This is a genomic window from Sphingomonas floccifaciens, from assembly GCF_042681125.1.
In the GTDB taxonomy this organism is placed as follows: Bacteria; Pseudomonadota; Alphaproteobacteria; order Sphingomonadales; family Sphingomonadaceae; genus Sphingomonas; species Sphingomonas floccifaciens.
Window position 1 is genome coordinate 101,176 of the sequence record NZ_JBHUFC010000002.1, and the last position, 15,989, is coordinate 117,164.

Sequence of the window (15,989 nt, forward strand, 5' to 3'; positions counted from 1 at the left end):
GAACGGTCATTAAGTGTGCTCCAGCGATCATGCCCAAACCCAGCCTGTCCGTCCGCGCCAATGTCGACCGCCCGATCAGCGTCGTCGAGCTGTTCACCATCGGCATCGGTCCGTCGAGTTCGCACACCGTCGGCCCGATGCGCGCGGCGAAGGCTTTTGCCGAGAGTGTGGTCGATCGCGCGCCGGTCGCGGTGACGGCGAGGCTGCACGGCAGCCTCGCGCTGACCGGCCTCGGCCACGCCAGCGACACCGCGGTGCTGGTCGGCCTGTCGGGCGGCGCGCCGGAGACGGTCGATCCCGATGCGATTCCCGGTTTGGTCGCCGCGATTCGTGAAGGCGGCTCGCTCGATCTGGCGTCGACACATCGAATCGCCTTCGATCCGAAGAGCGACCTGATCTTCGACCCCGCCTTCCTGCTCAGCCATCCCAACGGCATGACCTTCGTCGCGCGGTTCGGCGACGGCAGCGAGGAAGTCCGCCGCTATTATTCGATCGGCGGCGGCGCGATCATCGCGGAAGGAGAGGAGGCGTCGCGCGCCAATGTCCAGCTGCCGCATCCCTTTTCATCCGGTGCGCAGATGCTGGCGCTGGCGGCGGCGGAGGGCTGTTCGATCGCCGACCTGGAACGCGCGAACGAGGCGGCGTGGCGGTCCGATTGCGAAACCAGCGGGTTCCTCGATCGGGTGCGTGACGCGATGCTCGCCAGCATCCGCCGCGGCATCGCCACTGACGGCATCCTGCCCGGCGGGCTGAAGGTGCCGCGGCGCGCGAAGGCGATCCACGACAAGCTGTCCGACCGCGGACCCCGCAGCGATCCGTCTGCGGTGTTCGACTGGGTCAGCCTGTGGGCCTTGGCGGTGAACGAGGAAAATGCAGGCGGGGGCAGGGTGGTAACCGCGCCCACCAACGGCGCAGCGGGCGTCATTCCGGCGGTGCTCAAATATTACGAGACGTTCGTGCATGGCGCCACGCGGGCGGGCGCGCACGACCTGCTGCTGACGGCGTCGGCGATCGGCAGTCTCTACAAGAAGCGCGCGTCCATTTCGGCGGCCGAAATGGGGTGCCAGGGGGAAGTCGGTGTCGCCTGCTCCATGGCCGCGGCCGGACTCGCTGCGGCGCTGGGGGGAACGCCGGCACAGGTCGAGAATGCCGCCGAGATCGGGATGGAGCACAACCTTGGCCTGACCTGCGACCCGATCGGCGGGCTGGTCCAGATCCCGTGCATCGAACGTAACACGATGGGCGCGATCAAGGCGATCAACGCCGCCTATCTCGCGCTCCACGGCGATGGCAGCCACGTTGTCAGCCTGGATGCCGTCATCGAGACGATGCGCCAGACCGGCGAGGACATGCGCTCCAAGTACAAGGAAACCAGCCAGGGCGGGCTGGCGGTGAACGTCGTCGAATGTTGAGCGTTATGGGTATGCGGCGATGCGCCGCTTACCCAAGGGAGCATTCATGAGCGACGATCGATCGACCGCAGGCGCGGCCACCGAGAACATGCAGCGCACCGGTGAAGCGATGCGCGCCACCGGCGAGCGGATGGCCGAGAACGGCTCGACCGTCGGCGCCAAGATCCTCGACCAGGCCGAGGAAAATGTCCGCGAAGCCTTTGCCGCGATGCGTGCCGCGACGCAGGCCAAGGACCTGTCCGAAGTGATGAAGATCCAGGGCGATTACATGCGCGACCAGGGCAGCCGCGCGATGGCGCAGGCGCGCGAGATCGGCGAGATGATCGTGCAGTTCGGCAAGGATACGACCGACACGATGCGCGGCGGCTTCAAGGGCTGACGTAAAAAAATCCTCCCCCAGCTTGTCTGGGGGAGGGGGACCGCCCGCGAAGCGGGTGGTGGAGGGGCTATCCCGCGACCGATGGTGAAGGGCATGCCCCTCCACCATCGCTATCGCGATGGTCCCCCTCCCCGAGACAAGCTCGGGGAGGAATTGAAAACTAATGACTCTTCCCGCCCTTCTTCCCCAGTTCCGCCTGCGCGGCGCTGGACTTGCGCGGGTTGCTCTTACCTTCCTTCGCCGCTTTCGCGTTCGCGCGCTGGGCTGTCGCGCTGCCGTTACCCTTCTTGTCCGCCATGTGTCCGACTCCTCTCGGACAGATAATAGCGGTCGGTGGGCTTCAGTTCCGCGTCCAGTTCATAAACGATCGGCTGGCCGGTCGGAATCTCCAGGCCGGTGATGTCGGCATCCGAAATGTTCGACAGATGCTTCTCCAGCGCGCGCAGCGAATTGCCGTGGGCGGCGATCAGCACGCGCTTGCCCGCGGTCAGTTCGGGTGCGATCCGCTCGTTCCAATAAGGCAGTACGCGCGCGATCGTGTCCTTCAGGCTCTCGGTCTGCGGGATCGGAATGCCCTTGTACCGCTCCTCCTTCGACAGGTCATAGGCCGATCCTTCGGCGGGCAGGGGCGGGGGGATGTCGAAGCTGCGGCGCCAGATCTTGACCTGGTCGTCGCCGTGCAGCGCCGCGGTCTCCGCCTTGTCGAGTCCGGTCAGCCCGCCATAGTGGCGCTCGTTCAGCTTCCACGACTTTTCGGTCGGCAGCCACAGCCGGCCCATCGCCTCCAGCGCCAGGTTGAGCGTCTTGATCGCGCGGGTCTGGAAGCTGGTGAAGGTCAGGTCGAAATCGAGCCCCGCCGCCTTCATCGCCTCGCCCGCGGCCCAGGCCTCGCGCTCGCCCTGTTCGGTCAGGTTCACGTCCCACCAGCCGGTGAAGCGATTCTCCAGGTTCCACGACGACTGGCCGTGGCGGATGAGGACGAGCGTGGGCATGTGCGTTTCCCTGTGTTGGCGGGCTAGTAGCTCACCCCGTTCGGGCTGAGCGTGTCGAAGCCCTGTACTTCTTCTCCGGCAAAGGGCTTTAAAGAAGTGCAGCGCTTCGACAAGCTCGGCGCGAATGGGAGGTGGCGGTGGCGATCCAAACGAAATCGCATGTCTACGACGGCCCCGGCGGCCCGTTCGAGGGCACGATCGCATGGGATGACGCCGCGAGCGATCCGCGTCCGGGCGTGATGGTCGTGCCCAATGTGCTCGGTCAGAAGCCGGCGGACGACGACATCGCCGCCCGGCTCGCCGGGCTGGGTTATGTCGGCTTCGTCTGCGACCTCTACGGCCAGGGCAAGCGGACGACGCGTAAGTCGCCCGATCCGGCCGTGTATATGAAGACGCTCAACGCCGACCGCGCGCTGTTGCGCGACCGCCTTCACGCCAGTCTCGCCGCGATGCAGGCGGTACCGCAGGTCGATGCGTCGCGGTGCGCGGCGATCGGCTATTGCTTCGGCGGCAAGTCGGTCCTCGACCTTGCCCGTTCGGGCGCGGCGGTGCGCGGCGTGGTGAGCTTCCACGGCCTCTACGACGCACCGGGCTATGCCTATCCGACGCCGATCGCGGCGCGGGTGCTGATCTGCCACGGCTGTGACGACCCGCTGGCGCCTCCGGCGAGCGTCGTCGCGCTGGGCGAGGAACTGACGGCGGCGGGCGCGGATTGGGAGCTGCACGCCTATTCGGGGACCGGCCATGCCTTCACCGACCCGGCGGCACCGGCGAAGCCGGGGTTCGGGTATCGCGCCGCAGCCGACCGGCGCAGCTGGGCCGCGGCAGTGGAGATGCTGGGGGAGGTGCTGGCGTAAAAAATCCTCCCCCAGCTTGTCTGGGGGAGGGGGACCGCCCGCGCAGCGGGTGGTGGAGGGGCAGGCGGGGCGATCGAGAGGGCGGGAATGCCCCTCCACCATCGCTATCGCGATGGCCCCCCTCCCCGAGACAAGCTCGGGGAGGACTGATCCATCAAATCCCGTCGATCATCTCGGCCAGCGTCTCGAGGCACGACACCGCCAGCGCCTTCGACCGTTCGCCGTCCCAGCCATGCACCGCGTCCGGGTTGGGATCATGGTCCTTGAACGGCATCTCCAGCGTCATCGCCACCGCGCCGAACCGTTCGGCGAGCTGGTTGGTCGACATGCTGAGATTGGCCTGACCCGCGGCGGCTTTGACATAGCCTTTCTCGGTCTGGAAATCGGGCGTCCGCGCCGCCAGTCGGCGACCGAAGTCGTAGAATTTCTCGCCCAGCGCGTCGGTCCACGACGGAATGCCCTCGAACCCTGCGAGGAAATTGGCCGGAATCGCCTCGTCGCCATGCACGTCCATCGCGAAGTCGACGCCGCTTTCGTCCATCGCGCGCAGCACGCACAGCACTTCCGGGCTCTTGTCCGCGCTCGGCGCATGCCATTCGCGGTTGAGGTTCACGCCGGCGGCATTGGTGCGCAGATGCCCGCGGAACGAGCCGTCGGGGTTCATGTTGGGGACGAGGTGGAGCGTCGCCTTCTCGCGCAGAGCCTGCGTGACCGGGTTGTCGCCATCGGTCAGCATCTCGATCGCGCCTTCCATCCACCACTCCGCCATCGGCTCGCCGGGATGCTGGCGGGCGTAGAGCCACACCTGCTTCGGCCCTGTGCCCAGCGTCAGACAGTCGATCGCCCGCCCGTCCAGGCTCTGCCCCAGCTCGCGGTGGGTGACGCCGGGCGCCAGCGCCGCCTCCGCCACCAGCGCGTCGTGGCGGTCGAGGGTGTAGGGCTGGAAATAGGCGAACCAGGCAAGTTGCGTGTCGAAGCGGTGCGTCCACGTCAGCACGCCATCGGCATAGCTGGTGTCGTCCGCCATCACCCAGTCGAGCCGGTCGGTCGACACCCGCGCCTTGTACCCCGGCCAGCCGTTCGGATAGGCCGAGCCTGCGCAATTCTCGATCCGGAACGTCAGCGTGCGCCCGGCCGCGCCCGACACGCGGAAATGGAACCACTGATAGAAATCGGACAGGTGATCGTTCGGGATTTCGAGGCGGACGACGTCCCCCTCGATCCCGACGAGATGGATAGCGCCGCTATCGAATGCGGCCGAAATGGCGATGGTCATCTGACGGTCGTAGTGATTCCTGACTCGCCGGGAAACCCCTGAAAAAGCGCGGTTGCCAGGCGGCCGGCGGTGATGCCCGGCTGTTCGTCCGGGCCAAGCAATGCGGGCCGCTGCGCGCGTCCCTCCCAGACGATCGTCCCGTCGCCGCGTCGCTTCAGCTGCACCGCCAGTTCCGACTGGACCAGCTCGCGCGTCTTGCTGCCGATGCCGGTGCTCAGCCCGCCGCCCAGGCCGACTCCGCCGCCGCGACCGCCGCCGAAGCTGCCGCCGCCGATCCCGATCGAGAAGCGCGGCGGCGTGCGGACGGTGCCGCGCGACTGGCGGGTGAAGCCGACCGCGGCGATATATTGCGACTGGCTGCCGGTCGGGGCGGGGGTGAAGCCCAGCCCCGACAGCTCCGTGCCGACCGCATCGGCATACATCGTATATTCGGGGCTGATCTGTGCCGCGCCGTTGACCGGCTCGATCGCCACGGTGCCCGGCGCGATCGGCTGGCCGAGGTGATAGCGGCTGACCTCGGTCGGGCCGGCGTTGGATCCGGTCGTCGCGCAGGCGCCGAGCGCAAGGACGACGGGGGCGAGCAGGGCGAGTTTGATGGTCATGGTACGCTCACCATCAAGCCCGAAGGCGCGCCAAAGTTCCGCGTCAGTGCCGCCGCCAGCTTGCGCGCGAGCACCGCGGGATCGTCGGCGCGCGTGCCGGTGACGCCGTAGGTGACCGCACGCCCCTCCCACACCGGCGTCGATTCGCCGCGGCGGGTGATCGTCAGCGCCATGGTCGTCTCGACCATCGTGCCGACATTGACCTTGCTGCCGAGCGCCAGTGACACACCCGCACCCATGCCGTTGACCCCGCCCGGCATCCCGATCGCCGGCGACTTCGCGCCCTTCGCCAGAGCGGCCCCCTTGGCATAGCGGGTGATCGTATAGCTCGCGACATGACGCGCATTCTGGGCCGAAGGGATGACCGTGAAGCCGGCATCGGTCAGCGCGCTTTCCACCGCGTCCGCCGTCGTCGCGTCGAACACCGCCGCACCGCGGTCGCGCGCGGGTGCGGGGCGGACGACGCCGATCGTCCCGCCGGGGGTGAAGGCGCTGTCCGCCGCCGCGACGGGCTGGACAGCGAGGGTTGCAGCGACGATCGCGCTGATGAATGGCATGGTGCGTTCCGGCTCCCGTGGTTGGGCGAGCGTCGTGGCCAAGCGGGTGCACCCGCTTCGACCTTGACTTCGCCGACCCTCGCTTATAGGCGGGCGCCTCTTTTCCGAAACCACCAAATCAAAGAAGCGGCCTACGCCATGAAGATCGTCAACTCGCTCAAGTCCCTGAAGGATCGCCACCGGGACAACCGCGTGATCCGCCGTCGCGGCCGCATCTACGTCATCAACAAGACGAATCGCCGCTTCAAGGCGCGTCAGGGCTGAGGCCTCTGGATCAGCGTAGCTGATCCGCGAGAAGCCGAAGCCCGGCCGGCGGCGCGACAAGCGCCGTCCGACGACACCGAATTCACTTCGGTATCGGGCTCCTGAAAGAGCAACAAGATGACCGTCACCCCGCACGCCGTGATCTTCGACGTCGGCAAGGTCCTCTACGACTGGAACCCGCGGTTCCTGTACGAGCGTCTCATCCCACCGGGTGCGGCGCTCGACGCGTTCCTGCGCGACGTGCTGACGATGGAATGGCATTTCCAGCACGACGAGGGGCGCCCGTTCGCCGAAACCTCCGAAGAACTGGTCGCCAAATTCCCACAGCATGCCGAACTGATCGGGCATTGGGGGCCGCGCTTCCTCGAATCGATCGGCGATCCGATTCCGGGCATGCATGATCTCGTCGCCGAACTGGATGCGGCCGGAGTGCCGCTGTTCGCGATCACCAATTTCTCGGGTGAATTCTTCCCCGAACTGCGGACCCGCGACGCCTTCCTGTTCGACCGTTTCCGCGACATCGTCGTGTCGGGCGACGAGAAGCTGGTGAAGCCCGACCCGGCGATCTACCGCCTCGCGCTCGACCGGTTCGGGCTGGCGGCGGAGCAGGCAGTGTTCGTCGACGACAATGTCGCGAACGTGGAGAGCGCGGGCAAGCTCGGCATCCATGCGATCCTGTTCAAGGACGAACCGAAGCTGCGTGCGGAACTGCGCGGGCTGGGGTTCGGGGTCTAACGATCCTCCCCTTCCAGGGGAGGATTAATGATCACCCCAAATCCTTCCCCATCCGCACCATCGGCACCGGCTCCACACCTTCCGCCTCCGCCATCACCGCCTCGATCGGCATGTAACCGCACGCCCGGTACAGCGGCTCGCCCGACAGCGTCGCCATCAGCTCGACGCGCGCGAATCCCGCGTCTTTCGCCGCCGCCTCGCACAGCGCCAGCATCCGCCGCCCGATCCCGCGCCGCGCATGGGCAGGGTCGGTGTACATCGTCCGCACTTTCGCGGCCTCGCTGGCCGGATCGAGCATTCGCGCCTCCCGCGCGACCGCACTTGCGTCCCCACCGAACAACGTCGCCCGCGGGCTCCACCCGCCGCACCCGACGATTGCGCCGGCGTCCTCGATCACGAAATAGGTGCAATCGGCGATCAGCTGCGTGTCGAGCCCCATGAAATGCCGGCTTGCCGCCAATTGTGCGGGGGTCAGGAACGGGCGCTGCAAGACTTCGGACGCGCGCGCCATCAGGTCGCGGATGGCGGGAATATCGGCTTCGGTCGCAATACGGTGGTCCATGCGCTGGGGCGTACCATCCGCGTCGGTATCATTCGACACCGAACATCGGCTGCGATAAACGGGTCGAATGTCCGATACGCCTGATACCCTGCTGCTCGACACGGTGAACACGCCGGCCGATCTGCGAAAGCTCGCTCCCAAGCAGTTGAAACAGCTCGCAGACGAACTGCGCACCGAAACCATTTCCGCGGTCGGCCAGACCGGCGGGCACCTGGGGTCCGGGCTCGGCGTGGTCGAGCTGACGGTCGCGATCCATTATGTCTTCAACACGCCCGACGACCGGCTGATCTGGGACGTCGGTCATCAATGCTATCCGCACAAGATCCTGACCGGGCGCCGCGACCGCATCCGCACCTTGCGCCAGGGCGGGGGGCTGAGCGGCTTCACCAAGCGTAGCGAGAGCGAATATGACCCGTTCGGCGCGGCGCATTCGTCAACGTCCATTTCGGCGGCCTTGGGCTTTGCCATCGCAAACAAGCTGAACGACGCGCCCGGCAAGGCGATCGCAGTGATCGGCGACGGGTCGATGTCCGCCGGCATGGCCTATGAAGCGATGAACAACGCCGAGGCCGCGGGCAACCGGCTGGTCGTCATCCTGAACGACAACGACATGTCGATCGCGCCGCCGGTCGGGGGGCTGTCCGCCTATCTCGCGCGGATGGTGTCGTCGAGCGAGTATCTCGGCCTGCGCAGCCTCGCCTCGAAGCTGACGTCGAAGCTTTCGAAGCGCGTCCATAAGACCGCGTCCAAGGTCGAGGAATATGCCCGGGGCATGGCGACCGGCGGCACCTTGTTCGAGGAACTGGGCTTCTATTACGTCGGTCCGATCGACGGCCACAACCTCGAACATCTGATCCCGGTGCTGGAGAATGTCCGCGACGCCAAGGAAGGGCCGGTGCTCGTCCACGTCGTGACGAAGAAGGGCAAGGGCTATGCCCCGGCCGAGAATTCGGCGGACAAATATCACGGCGTCCAGAAATTCGACGTCATCACCGGCACGCAGGACAAGGCGCCGCCGGGACCGCCCGCGTATCAGAACGTGTTCGGCGACGCACTGGTCAAGGAAGCAGCGACCGACAGCCGTATCGTCGCGATCACCGCGGCCATGCCGTCGGGCACCGGCGTCGACCGCTTCGCCAAGGCCTATCCCGACCGCGCGTTCGACGTCGGCATTGCCGAGCAGCACGCCGTCACCTTCGCTGCGGGTCTCGCCGCGCAGGGGATGCGGCCGTTCTGCGCGATCTATTCGACCTTCCTCCAGCGCGCGTACGATCAGGTCGTCCACGACGTCGCCATCCAGAATTTGCCGGTGCGTTTTGCGATCGACCGCGCGGGGCTGGTCGGGGCAGACGGCGCGACCCACGCCGGCAGCTTCGACGTGACCTATCTGGCGACGCTCCCGAATTTCGTCGTGATGTCGCCGGCGGACGAGGCCGAGCTGGTTCACATGACCCACACCGCGGTGCTGCACGATTCCGGCCCGATCGCGCTGCGCTACCCGCGCGGCAACGGCACCGGCGTCGACCTGCCGCAGGTTCCCGAACGGCTGGAGATCGGCAAGGGCCGTGTGGTGCGCGAGGGCAAGACCGTCGCCATCCTGTCGCTCGGCACCCGCCTGGCCGAGGCTTTGAAGGCCGCCGATGCGCTGGAGGCCAAGGGCCTGTCGACCACCGTCGCCGACCTGCGCTTCGCCAAGCCGCTCGACGAAGACCTGATCCGCCGCCTGCTGACGACCCACGAGGTCGCGGTCACGATCGAGGAAGCCGCGGTCGGCGGCCTGGGTGCCCATGTCCTGACCTATGCCAGCGACGCGGGGCTGATCGATGCCGGCCTCAAGCTGCGCACGATGCGCCTGCCGGACGTTTTTCAGGACCAGAACAAGCCCGAACTCCAGTATGACGAGGCGAAGCTGAACGCCCAGCATATCGTCGAGACGGTGCTGAAGGCGCTGCGGCATAACAGCGAAGGTGTCGCGGAGGCGCGGGCGTAGGTCTTGCCGACCCGAAGCCAGAGGCATAAAATTGGTGCAGCATTTTTTTCGGAGGGTGCCGTGCAAGTGACGAAACTGGACGATGGTCTGGCGGTACGTATCCCGGCTGATGTCGTTCGTGCGCTCGGCATCAAGGAAGGCGATACGATCGACTTTCTGGAGCGCGAGAGCGGCCATTTGACGCTCGTAACTCAGGAACAGCGTCGCGCTGCGGCATTGGCGCGAATCCGCGAACTAGCGCGTCCTTTGCCCGCTAATTACAAATTCGATCGTGAGGAGGCCAACGCACGGTGACCAGGCCGTTCGCGGACAGCAATATTCTGGTTTATGCTTTTGCTGCCGGCGACCCGTATCAAGCAACCGCCTATGCGTTGCTGCAAGATGGCGTGACACTCAGCGTTCAGTCTTTAAACGAGTTCGCTAATGTCCTCTCCCGAAAACTTCGATGGGACTCGCCCTCAGTCCGGGATGCTTTGATCAGTCTGCGTAGCGTCTCGAATGCTATTGTGCCGGTCGACCTCGCTCTTCACGATTTCGGTATCATGATTTTCGAGCGTTATCGCTTGTCGATCTATGACTCGATGATCGTCGCCGCCGCACTCCAAGCCGGGTGCGATACCTTATATTCGGAGGATATGCAGGATGGGCAAGTGATCGAAGGTCGCCTGACCGTCATCAACCCCTTCCGCGACCTCACGTCGTAACCAACCGCCCCTTCGCCCAGGCCAGGAACAACTCCGGCCACAGATGCGCCGGCAGACCCGCCGTTCGCCGGCCCCAGCCGAAGCCGTGACCGCCCTTTTCGAACAGGTGCATCTCCACCGGCACGCCCGCCGCGCGGGCCGCGGCGTGGAGAGCCAGGCTGTTGGCGACCTTCACCGTCGCGTCGTCCTCGGCATGGACGATGAACAGGGGCGGAGTGTTCCTCGTCACCTGACGGTCGGGGGAGTGTTCGATCACCATCGTGTCGGTCGCGTCCGCGCCGATCAGCTTGGCGCGCGATCCGGCGTGGGCCAGGCCCTCCTCCATCGACACGACCGGATAGATCGGCGCGGCGATGATCGGCCGTGCGCTCAGCCGGTCGGCGGCGTCGACCGGGGCATAGACCGCGCGATCGAAGCGGGTCGCCAGATCGGCGCACAAATGCCCGCCCGCGGAAAAGCCCATCGCCCCGACCCGTGCCGGATCGACGCCGAACCGCGCCGCCTGAGCCCGGATCAGCCGCACGCTGCGCTGGGCATCGGCGAGCGGCGTGTTCGCCGGATCGCGCCACCCTTCGGCCGGCAGGCGATAGGTCAGCACGAACGCGGTCACGCCGCGCGCGCGCAGCCATTCGGCCAGCTCGCGGCCTTCCTTGTCGACGGCAAGGCGCGTGTAGCCGCCGCCCGGCATCACCAGCATCGCCGCGCCGTTGGGGGTCGCGGGCCGATACGCCTCGATCCGCGGCTGGCGCACGCCCGAGACGGCACGGTCGCGCTTGGCCGGGTCGGTGCTGCGATCCTCGACCACCTCCGCCAACGTGGCGTTGGTCAGCCCCGGCCCGTCGCGGCCCGGCCACAGGTAGATCAGCTCCGGCGCAAGTAGAGCGGCGGCGGTCTGCGCGACCGCCCCCGCAGGTACGGCGGCAAGGGAGGCGGCGAGCAAAGTGCGGCGGTCGATCGTCATCGCGCGCCAGCCTGCCACGGATCAGGCGCCCGCGCGAGCCTCCACCGGTGTCGCCAGCCGCCGTGCGAGCAGCGCCCGGCCTTCGCTCGGCGAATGTGCCAGCCCGATGTCGTCGATCAGCTCGGCAAGCAACGCCTGTCCCTCCGCCCAATCGCCGATCCCGCTCGCGGCATTGATGTGCCCCGCACTGCCGGCATCGACCAGATGGCTGCCCCAGCCGCTCGCCAGCGCCTGCGCGCGTTCGAAGCGGATCCAGGGATCGTCGCGGCTGGCGACGACGATCGAGGGGAAGGGCAGCGGCGTCGTCGGCGCCGGAGCGAAACCCGCAAGCTCCGGCGGCCCGTCGTGCCGATCGACATCGGCCGGCGCCACCAGCAGCGCCCCCGCGACCGGCCAGCCATAGGGCTGCGGCGACAGCGTCGCCCACCACGCGATCGCGAGGCAGCCGAGCGAATGCCCGACCAGCACCACCGGCGCCTGCGCGGTGCGGATCGCCTGGTCCAGCTTCGTCACCCAGCTGTTGCGATGCGGCTTGTCCCACAGGCCCAGGTCGGCGCGCACGGTGTCGTCGCGGGCCGCTTCCCACAGGCTCTGCCAATGCGTCGGGCCGGAGCCGCCGAGGCCCGGCACGGTCAGGATCGTCGGAGATTGGTCGCGAAACTGTGCCATGATGTCTTCTCCTCATCGGGCGGGACGATCGCACGGCGCCGGGAGCTATTGGCGCCGCACGACCGACTCCCCCCGAACGCGAAGATATTCCTATCGATCCAGTGGACAATAGCTTCTGCGCCGGAATGAGGGGCGCGTGAGGCGATCGGAGGTCGTTATGCTTCCGTCCCGTCATTCTCGCGAAAGCCGGAATCCATGGTTTCTCTGCCTAAGCCCTTGCCTAGCTTGACCCTGGATCCTGACTTTCGTCAGGGTGACGACTACCGGAGAGCGAGAGGCAATCGGGCCAACGTCTTGCCATCTCGGAAGCATGGAAGGGCATCGAACCACCTTTCCCCCCGCGCCAAGCCGTGGCAAAGGGCGGAACATATGCTGACCGCGCTCTCCATCCGCGACGTCGTGCTGATCGAGGCGCTCGACCTCGATTTCGCGCCCGGTCTGGGCGTGCTGACCGGTGAGACGGGGGCGGGCAAGTCGATTCTGCTCGATTCGCTGGGGCTGGCGCTGGGCGCGCGGGCGGACAGCGGGCTCGTCCGCCACGGTGCGACGCAGGCGAGCGTCGCGGCCAGCTTCGACCTCCCGGCCGACCATCACCTGACCTCCGTCCTCGCGCAAAACGGCCTCGACATGGAGCCCGGCGAGCCGCTGGTCATCCGCCGCGTCGTGAAGGCGGACGGCGGTAGCCGCGCGTTCGTCGGCGGCCAGCCGGTGTCGGCCGCGCTGCTGCGCGAACTCGGCGCGTATCTCGTCGAGATCCACGGCCAGCACGACGACCGTGGCCTGCTCGCGCCCGCCGGCCACCGCACATTGCTCGACGCGTTCGGTCGGATCGATGCCGGCGCCTGCGCCGTCGCCCATCGTGCGTGGAGGGAAGCCGAAGCCGTGCTCGCCGCCGCCCGCGCCGAGATCGAAACCGCGGCGCGCGACCGCGAATGGCTCGAACACACGGTCGCCGAACTCGAAGCGCTCGCCCCCGAACCCGGCGAGGAGGAGATGTTGGCCGATCGCCGCCGTGGCATGCAGCGCGCGGAAAAGATCGCCGACGACCTTCGCGCGGTCGAGGGCTATCTGACCGACGGCGACGGCGGCCTTTCCCAGTTGCGCCAGGCGGCGCGCATCCTCGAACGCATCGCGCCCGATCATCCCGCGCTCGCCGAAGCACTGGCGGCGGTCGACCGCGCGGTGATCGAGGGATCGGTCGCGGAGGACAAGCTGATCGAGGCCGCCCGCGAACTGTCGTTCGACCCGCGTGCGCAGGAGGAGGACGAGGCCCGCCTGTTCGACCTGCGCGGCATGGCCCGAAAGCACCGCGTCCAGCCCGATGACCTTGCCGCGCTTGCGGCCGACCTGCGTGGCCGGCTCGACCGGCTCGACAGCGGGGAGGCGGGGCTCGGCGCGCTGGAGGCTGACGTCGCCGCGAAGGAGGCTGCCTACACCGCCGCGGCGCAAGCGCTGTCGACCGCCCGCGCCGCCGCCGCCGCCCGCCTCGACGCCGCGGTCGCGACCGAATTCGCGCCGCTGAAACTCGACGCCGCGCGCTTCCGCACTCTGGTCGAACCGCTGCCGCGTGAGAATTGGGGCGCGCATGGCCGCGACCGCGTCGAATTCCTGGTCGCGACCAATCCCGGCGCACCGTTCGGGGCGCTGATGAAGATCGCCAGCGGCGGCGAACTGTCGCGCTTCATCCTCGCGCTGAAGGTCGCGCTGGCCGAGGAAGGCGGCGCGGAGACGCTGATCTTCGACGAGATCGATCGCGGTGTCGGCGGTGCAGTCGCCAGCGCGATCGGCGATCGCCTGTCGCGCCTCGCCCGCGGCGCGCAGCTGCTGGTCGTCACCCACAGCCCCCAGGTCGCGGCGCGCGGCGACCAGCATCTGCTGATCGCCAAGAGCCACGACGGCACCGTCACCCGCACCGGCGTCCGCGTCCTCAACACCGACGACCGCCGCGAGGAAATCGCGCGAATGCTCTCCGGCGCGGAGATCACGGCGGAGGCGCGAGCTCAGGCCGAGCGGCTGATCGCGGCGTAGAATGCATGCCCCCGTCATCCCCGCGAAGGCGGGGATAAATAGTCGCTGAATACAGTGAGGCTCACGACGCTCAGCCGGAACCGATTCCCGCCTCCGCGGGAATGACGGTGGGGGGCGGCTCCCGCAACCAACTGTCACCTTGAGGTAAAAGGGGCGCCCCTCGCCAAACCTGTCATGCCGGACTTGATCCGGCATCCAGAGTAACAGGCGACCCATCCCGCGGCCCTGGATGCCGGATCAAGTCCGGCATGACGATGGAAAGTGGGGCGTACGCGCGCGAGCCGAGCGGCTGATCGTGGCGTCGTGCATCCAGACACAACCGTCATCCCCGCGGAGGCGGGGATCAATAGTCGCTGAATTCGGTGAGGCTCACGACGCTCGGCCGGAATCAACTCCCGCTTCCGCGGGAATGACTGTGGGAGGGGGGCAACTTCCGCCACTAACGGTCGCCCGCAGGTAAAAGGGGCGCCGTCACCAAACCCGTCATGCCGGACTTGATCCGGCACCCAGAGTCACAAACGACCCGGTCCGCGGCCCTGGATGCCGGATCAGCTCCGGCGTGCCGGGTGCGAGTGGACGCCCGCCCCGCATCCCCCCAATATCTTGCCAAGCTCCATCACCCATGCTCCACCCCACGCCATGACCGACAGCTACCGCTTCGACGCTTGGCACCTCGACGCGACCGATCGGCGGCTGACGCGCGAGGGCACGGTAGTGGAGGTCAACGCGCGTTACCTCGACGCGCTGGTCCTGCTGGTGCGGGAGAACGGCCGGCTGGTGACCAAGGACCGGTTCCACGACGAGGTCTGGCGCGGCGTGCCGGTGACCGATGAGGCGCTGACGCAGTGCATCAGGACGCTGCGCCGGACGCTGGGCGACGATGCCAGCCGTCCGCGCTTTATCGAAACGGTGCCCAAGCACGGCTATCGCTTCGTCGCCGCGACCGCTGCGGCGGATGCCCCCGCGCCCGAGGCGGCCGCCGTCGCCGCGCCCGTCACTGTCGCCGCGATCGGCGAGCGCCATCGCGACACGCTGTTGCTCGGTGGCGCAGGGACGGTGGGGGCGGGGACGGCCGGGCTGATCGGCGGCCTGCTCTATGGCTTTGCCGGTGCCGCGCAGCCGGTCGGGGCGGGGCCGGGCGCGGCCTCGGTCCTGATCGTCATGCTGTGCCTGACCATCCTGGTCGCGGTGCTGGGCGGGGTGGGCGTCGCGTTCGGTATCGCACTGGCGAGCCGAGCCGGCGATCCGAGCTGGCGCATCCTGGGCGGCGCGCTCGGCGGGATGGTTGTCGGCGCAATCGTCAAGCTGCTGGGGATCGACGCCATCACCCTGTTGTTCGGCCGCCCGCCGGGCAACGTCACCGGCGCGCTGGAAGGTCTCGCCCTGGGCGCCGCGGTCGGCCTCGCGGCATGGCTCGCGACCCGCATGCCACTGCGCCGCGCGATCGTCGCTGCCGGCGTCATCGGCGGTGTGGCGGGTGCCGTCATCGTGCTGGCGGGCGGACGGATGTTCGCCGGCAGCCTGCTGCTGTTGTCCGACGCCTTTCCCGCCTCGCGGATGCGTTTCGACGCACTGCTGGCGCTGACCGGCGATCGCCTGGGGCTCGCGTTGACCGGCGCGTTGGAAGGCGGGCTGTTCGCCGCCTGCCTGGTCGCCGCGGTGACGCTCGCCGAACGCACGCTGGCGGCGACGCGGCGGGAGCGCGGTGCTCGCATCTGAAGCGATCGGCCCTAATCACTCCCGTTCGCCCTGAGCGAAGTCGAAGGGCAGCTCTCCACAAGGTGCTTCGACTTCGCTCAGCACGAACGGTCGATAAAAGCTGATCGACGTACCCCCTAACTATAATGCCGGGCTTGATCCGGCATGACGACCATTGGGGGCAGTCGCCGTATTTAACCGCATTGCAATGTTAGATTTTTCCTGCGCACCTTCGGCCCAGGGCCGTCGCAGCGGCCGAACGATGGGACAGGAACGCGCAACGAATGACTCGCAGCGGCTCGG

The 15,989-nt window shown here is 67.7% G+C and carries 18 protein-coding genes; 10 read left to right on the forward strand and 8 right to left on the reverse strand.

What is annotated here, in order from left to right:
* The first annotated feature begins 29 nt into the window (after nt 1-29).
* Together ACFSC3_RS03345 and ACFSC3_RS03350 are read left to right on the forward strand one after the other, a co-directional pair.
* Nucleotides 30-1,412, forward strand: a complete 1,383-nt coding sequence (locus ACFSC3_RS03345) for an L-serine ammonia-lyase (RefSeq protein WP_380938738.1) — start codon at nt 30-32, stop codon at nt 1,410-1,412.
* Between the two features lie 46 nt (nt 1,413-1,458).
* Entirely contained in the window at nt 1,459-1,791 is a 333-nt protein-coding gene (locus ACFSC3_RS03350; protein WP_380938740.1) for a phasin family protein, read from the forward strand.
* A gap of 160 nt (nt 1,792-1,951) precedes the next feature.
* On the opposite strand, the gene ACFSC3_RS03355 is transcribed toward ACFSC3_RS03350, so the two are convergent.
* Both ACFSC3_RS03355 and gpmA read right to left on the reverse strand, forming a co-directional pair.
* Entirely contained in the window at nt 1,952-2,089 is a 138-nt protein-coding gene (locus tag ACFSC3_RS03355; RefSeq protein WP_205493965.1) for a hypothetical protein, read from the reverse strand.
* Entirely contained in the window at nt 2,070-2,783 is a 714-nt protein-coding gene (gene gpmA, locus ACFSC3_RS03360; RefSeq protein WP_380938742.1) for a 2,3-diphosphoglycerate-dependent phosphoglycerate mutase, read from the reverse strand. Before gpmA ends, ACFSC3_RS03355 begins: the two co-directional genes overlap by 20 nt.
* A gap of 137 nt (nt 2,784-2,920) precedes the next feature.
* Here gpmA and ACFSC3_RS03365 point away from each other — a divergent pair, with 137 nt between their 5' ends.
* The gene (locus tag ACFSC3_RS03365; RefSeq protein WP_380938744.1) at nt 2,921-3,640 is read left to right on the forward strand and encodes a dienelactone hydrolase family protein; all 720 of its coding nucleotides are present in this window, start codon (nt 2,921-2,923) and stop codon (nt 3,638-3,640) included.
* A 154-nt stretch (nt 3,641-3,794) separates the two neighbouring features.
* On the opposite strand, the gene ACFSC3_RS03370 is transcribed toward ACFSC3_RS03365, so the two are convergent.
* From ACFSC3_RS03370 to ACFSC3_RS03380, 3 genes are read right to left on the reverse strand one after another with little or no spacing between them, the layout of a single operon-like run.
* Entirely contained in the window at nt 3,795-4,916 is a 1,122-nt protein-coding gene (locus tag ACFSC3_RS03370; protein WP_380938746.1) for a M14 family metallopeptidase, read from the reverse strand.
* The gene (locus ACFSC3_RS03375; protein WP_380938748.1) at nt 4,913-5,518 is read right to left on the reverse strand and encodes a DUF4136 domain-containing protein; all 606 of its coding nucleotides are present in this window, start codon (nt 5,516-5,518) and stop codon (nt 4,913-4,915) included. Before ACFSC3_RS03375 ends, ACFSC3_RS03370 begins: the two co-directional genes overlap by 4 nt.
* Nucleotides 5,515-6,075, reverse strand: a complete 561-nt coding sequence (locus ACFSC3_RS03380) for a hypothetical protein (protein WP_380938750.1) — start codon at nt 6,073-6,075, stop codon at nt 5,515-5,517. The genes ACFSC3_RS03375 and ACFSC3_RS03380 overlap by 4 nt, the downstream gene beginning before the upstream one ends.
* 138 nt (nt 6,076-6,213) lie before the next feature.
* Here ACFSC3_RS03380 and ykgO point away from each other — a divergent pair, with 138 nt between their 5' ends.
* Nucleotides 6,214-6,339: a type B 50S ribosomal protein L36 gene (gene ykgO / locus ACFSC3_RS03385; RefSeq protein ID WP_055755695.1), complete on the forward strand. Its 126-nt coding sequence runs from the start codon at nt 6,214-6,216 to the stop codon at nt 6,337-6,339.
* Between the two features lie 117 nt (nt 6,340-6,456).
* Nucleotides 6,457-7,074: an HAD family hydrolase gene (locus ACFSC3_RS03390; RefSeq protein ID WP_380938752.1), complete on the forward strand. Its 618-nt coding sequence runs from the start codon at nt 6,457-6,459 to the stop codon at nt 7,072-7,074.
* A gap of 31 nt (nt 7,075-7,105) precedes the next feature.
* Here ACFSC3_RS03390 and ACFSC3_RS03395 read toward each other — a convergent pair whose 3' ends face one another.
* Nucleotides 7,106-7,636: a GNAT family N-acetyltransferase gene (locus tag ACFSC3_RS03395; protein ID WP_380939658.1), complete on the reverse strand. Its 531-nt coding sequence runs from the start codon at nt 7,634-7,636 to the stop codon at nt 7,106-7,108.
* A gap of 67 nt (nt 7,637-7,703) precedes the next feature.
* Here ACFSC3_RS03395 and dxs point away from each other — a divergent pair, with 67 nt between their 5' ends.
* The 3 genes from dxs (at nt 7,704) to ACFSC3_RS03410 (ending at nt 10,330) form a co-directional block, all read left to right on the forward strand.
* On the forward strand, nt 7,704-9,626 hold the full coding sequence (gene dxs, locus ACFSC3_RS03400) for a 1-deoxy-D-xylulose-5-phosphate synthase (protein WP_380938754.1): 1,923 nt from the start codon (nt 7,704-7,706) through the stop codon (nt 9,624-9,626).
* 66 nt (nt 9,627-9,692) lie between these two features.
* Nucleotides 9,693-9,920, forward strand: coding sequence for an AbrB/MazE/SpoVT family DNA-binding domain-containing protein (locus ACFSC3_RS03405; RefSeq protein ID WP_380938756.1), 228 nt, complete (start codon nt 9,693-9,695; stop codon nt 9,918-9,920).
* Nucleotides 9,917-10,330 (forward strand): PIN domain-containing protein, encoded by a 414-nt coding sequence (locus ACFSC3_RS03410; protein WP_380938758.1) that lies wholly within the window; start codon nt 9,917-9,919, stop codon nt 10,328-10,330. Before ACFSC3_RS03405 ends, ACFSC3_RS03410 begins: the two co-directional genes overlap by 4 nt.
* On the opposite strand, the gene ACFSC3_RS03415 is transcribed toward ACFSC3_RS03410, so the two are convergent.
* Together ACFSC3_RS03415 and ACFSC3_RS03420 are read right to left on the reverse strand one after the other, a co-directional pair.
* Complete coding sequence (locus ACFSC3_RS03415; RefSeq protein WP_380938760.1) at nt 10,320-11,309, reverse strand: alpha/beta hydrolase; 990 nt, start codon at nt 11,307-11,309, stop codon at nt 10,320-10,322. The genes ACFSC3_RS03410 and ACFSC3_RS03415 overlap by 11 nt on opposite strands.
* A gap of 3 nt (nt 11,310-11,312) precedes the next feature.
* Nucleotides 11,313-11,960 carry an RBBP9/YdeN family alpha/beta hydrolase gene (locus ACFSC3_RS03420; RefSeq protein ID WP_380938762.1) on the reverse strand — a complete coding sequence of 216 codons (648 nt, stop codon included), beginning with the start codon at nt 11,958-11,960 and terminating at the stop codon, nt 11,313-11,315.
* A 369-nt stretch (nt 11,961-12,329) separates the two neighbouring features.
* On the opposite strand from ACFSC3_RS03420, the gene recN reads away from it, so the two are divergent.
* Together recN and ACFSC3_RS03430 are read left to right on the forward strand one after the other, a co-directional pair.
* Complete coding sequence (gene recN / locus ACFSC3_RS03425; RefSeq protein ID WP_380938764.1) at nt 12,330-13,988, forward strand: DNA repair protein RecN; 1,659 nt, start codon at nt 12,330-12,332, stop codon at nt 13,986-13,988.
* 639 nt (nt 13,989-14,627) lie between these two features.
* Nucleotides 14,628-15,707, forward strand: a complete 1,080-nt coding sequence (locus tag ACFSC3_RS03430) for a winged helix-turn-helix domain-containing protein (RefSeq protein ID WP_380938766.1) — start codon at nt 14,628-14,630, stop codon at nt 15,705-15,707.
* The last annotated feature ends 282 nt before the right edge of the window (nt 15,708-15,989 follow it).

Coding starts and splice junctions, on each gene's coding strand:
- ACFSC3_RS03345 (WP_380938738.1), top strand. CDS start 30: ATGCCCAAACCCAGCCTGTCCGTCCGCGCCAATGTCGACCGCCCGATC.
- ACFSC3_RS03350 (WP_380938740.1), top strand. CDS start 1,459: ATGAGCGACGATCGATCGACCGCAGGCGCGGCCACCGAGAACATGCAG.
- ACFSC3_RS03355 (WP_205493965.1), bottom strand. CDS start 2,089: ATGGCGGACAAGAAGGGTAACGGCAGCGCGACAGCCCAGCGCGCGAAC.
- gpmA (WP_380938742.1), bottom strand. CDS start 2,783: ATGCCCACGCTCGTCCTCATCCGCCACGGCCAGTCGTCGTGGAACCTG.
- ACFSC3_RS03370 (WP_380938746.1), bottom strand. CDS start 4,916: ATGACCATCGCCATTTCGGCCGCATTCGATAGCGGCGCTATCCATCTC.
- ACFSC3_RS03375 (WP_380938748.1), bottom strand. CDS start 5,518: ATGACCATCAAACTCGCCCTGCTCGCCCCCGTCGTCCTTGCGCTCGGC.
- ACFSC3_RS03380 (WP_380938750.1), bottom strand. CDS start 6,075: ATGCCATTCATCAGCGCGATCGTCGCTGCAACCCTCGCTGTCCAGCCC.
- ykgO (WP_055755695.1), top strand. CDS start 6,214: ATGAAGATCGTCAACTCGCTCAAGTCCCTGAAGGATCGCCACCGGGAC.
- ACFSC3_RS03390 (WP_380938752.1), top strand. CDS start 6,457: ATGACCGTCACCCCGCACGCCGTGATCTTCGACGTCGGCAAGGTCCTC.
- ACFSC3_RS03395 (WP_380939658.1), bottom strand. CDS start 7,636: ATGGACCACCGTATTGCGACCGAAGCCGATATTCCCGCCATCCGCGAC.
- dxs (WP_380938754.1), top strand. CDS start 7,704: ATGTCCGATACGCCTGATACCCTGCTGCTCGACACGGTGAACACGCCG.
- ACFSC3_RS03420 (WP_380938762.1), bottom strand. CDS start 11,960: ATGGCACAGTTTCGCGACCAATCTCCGACGATCCTGACCGTGCCGGGC.
- recN (WP_380938764.1), top strand. CDS start 12,330: ATGCTGACCGCGCTCTCCATCCGCGACGTCGTGCTGATCGAGGCGCTC.
- ACFSC3_RS03430 (WP_380938766.1), top strand. CDS start 14,628: ATGACCGACAGCTACCGCTTCGACGCTTGGCACCTCGACGCGACCGAT.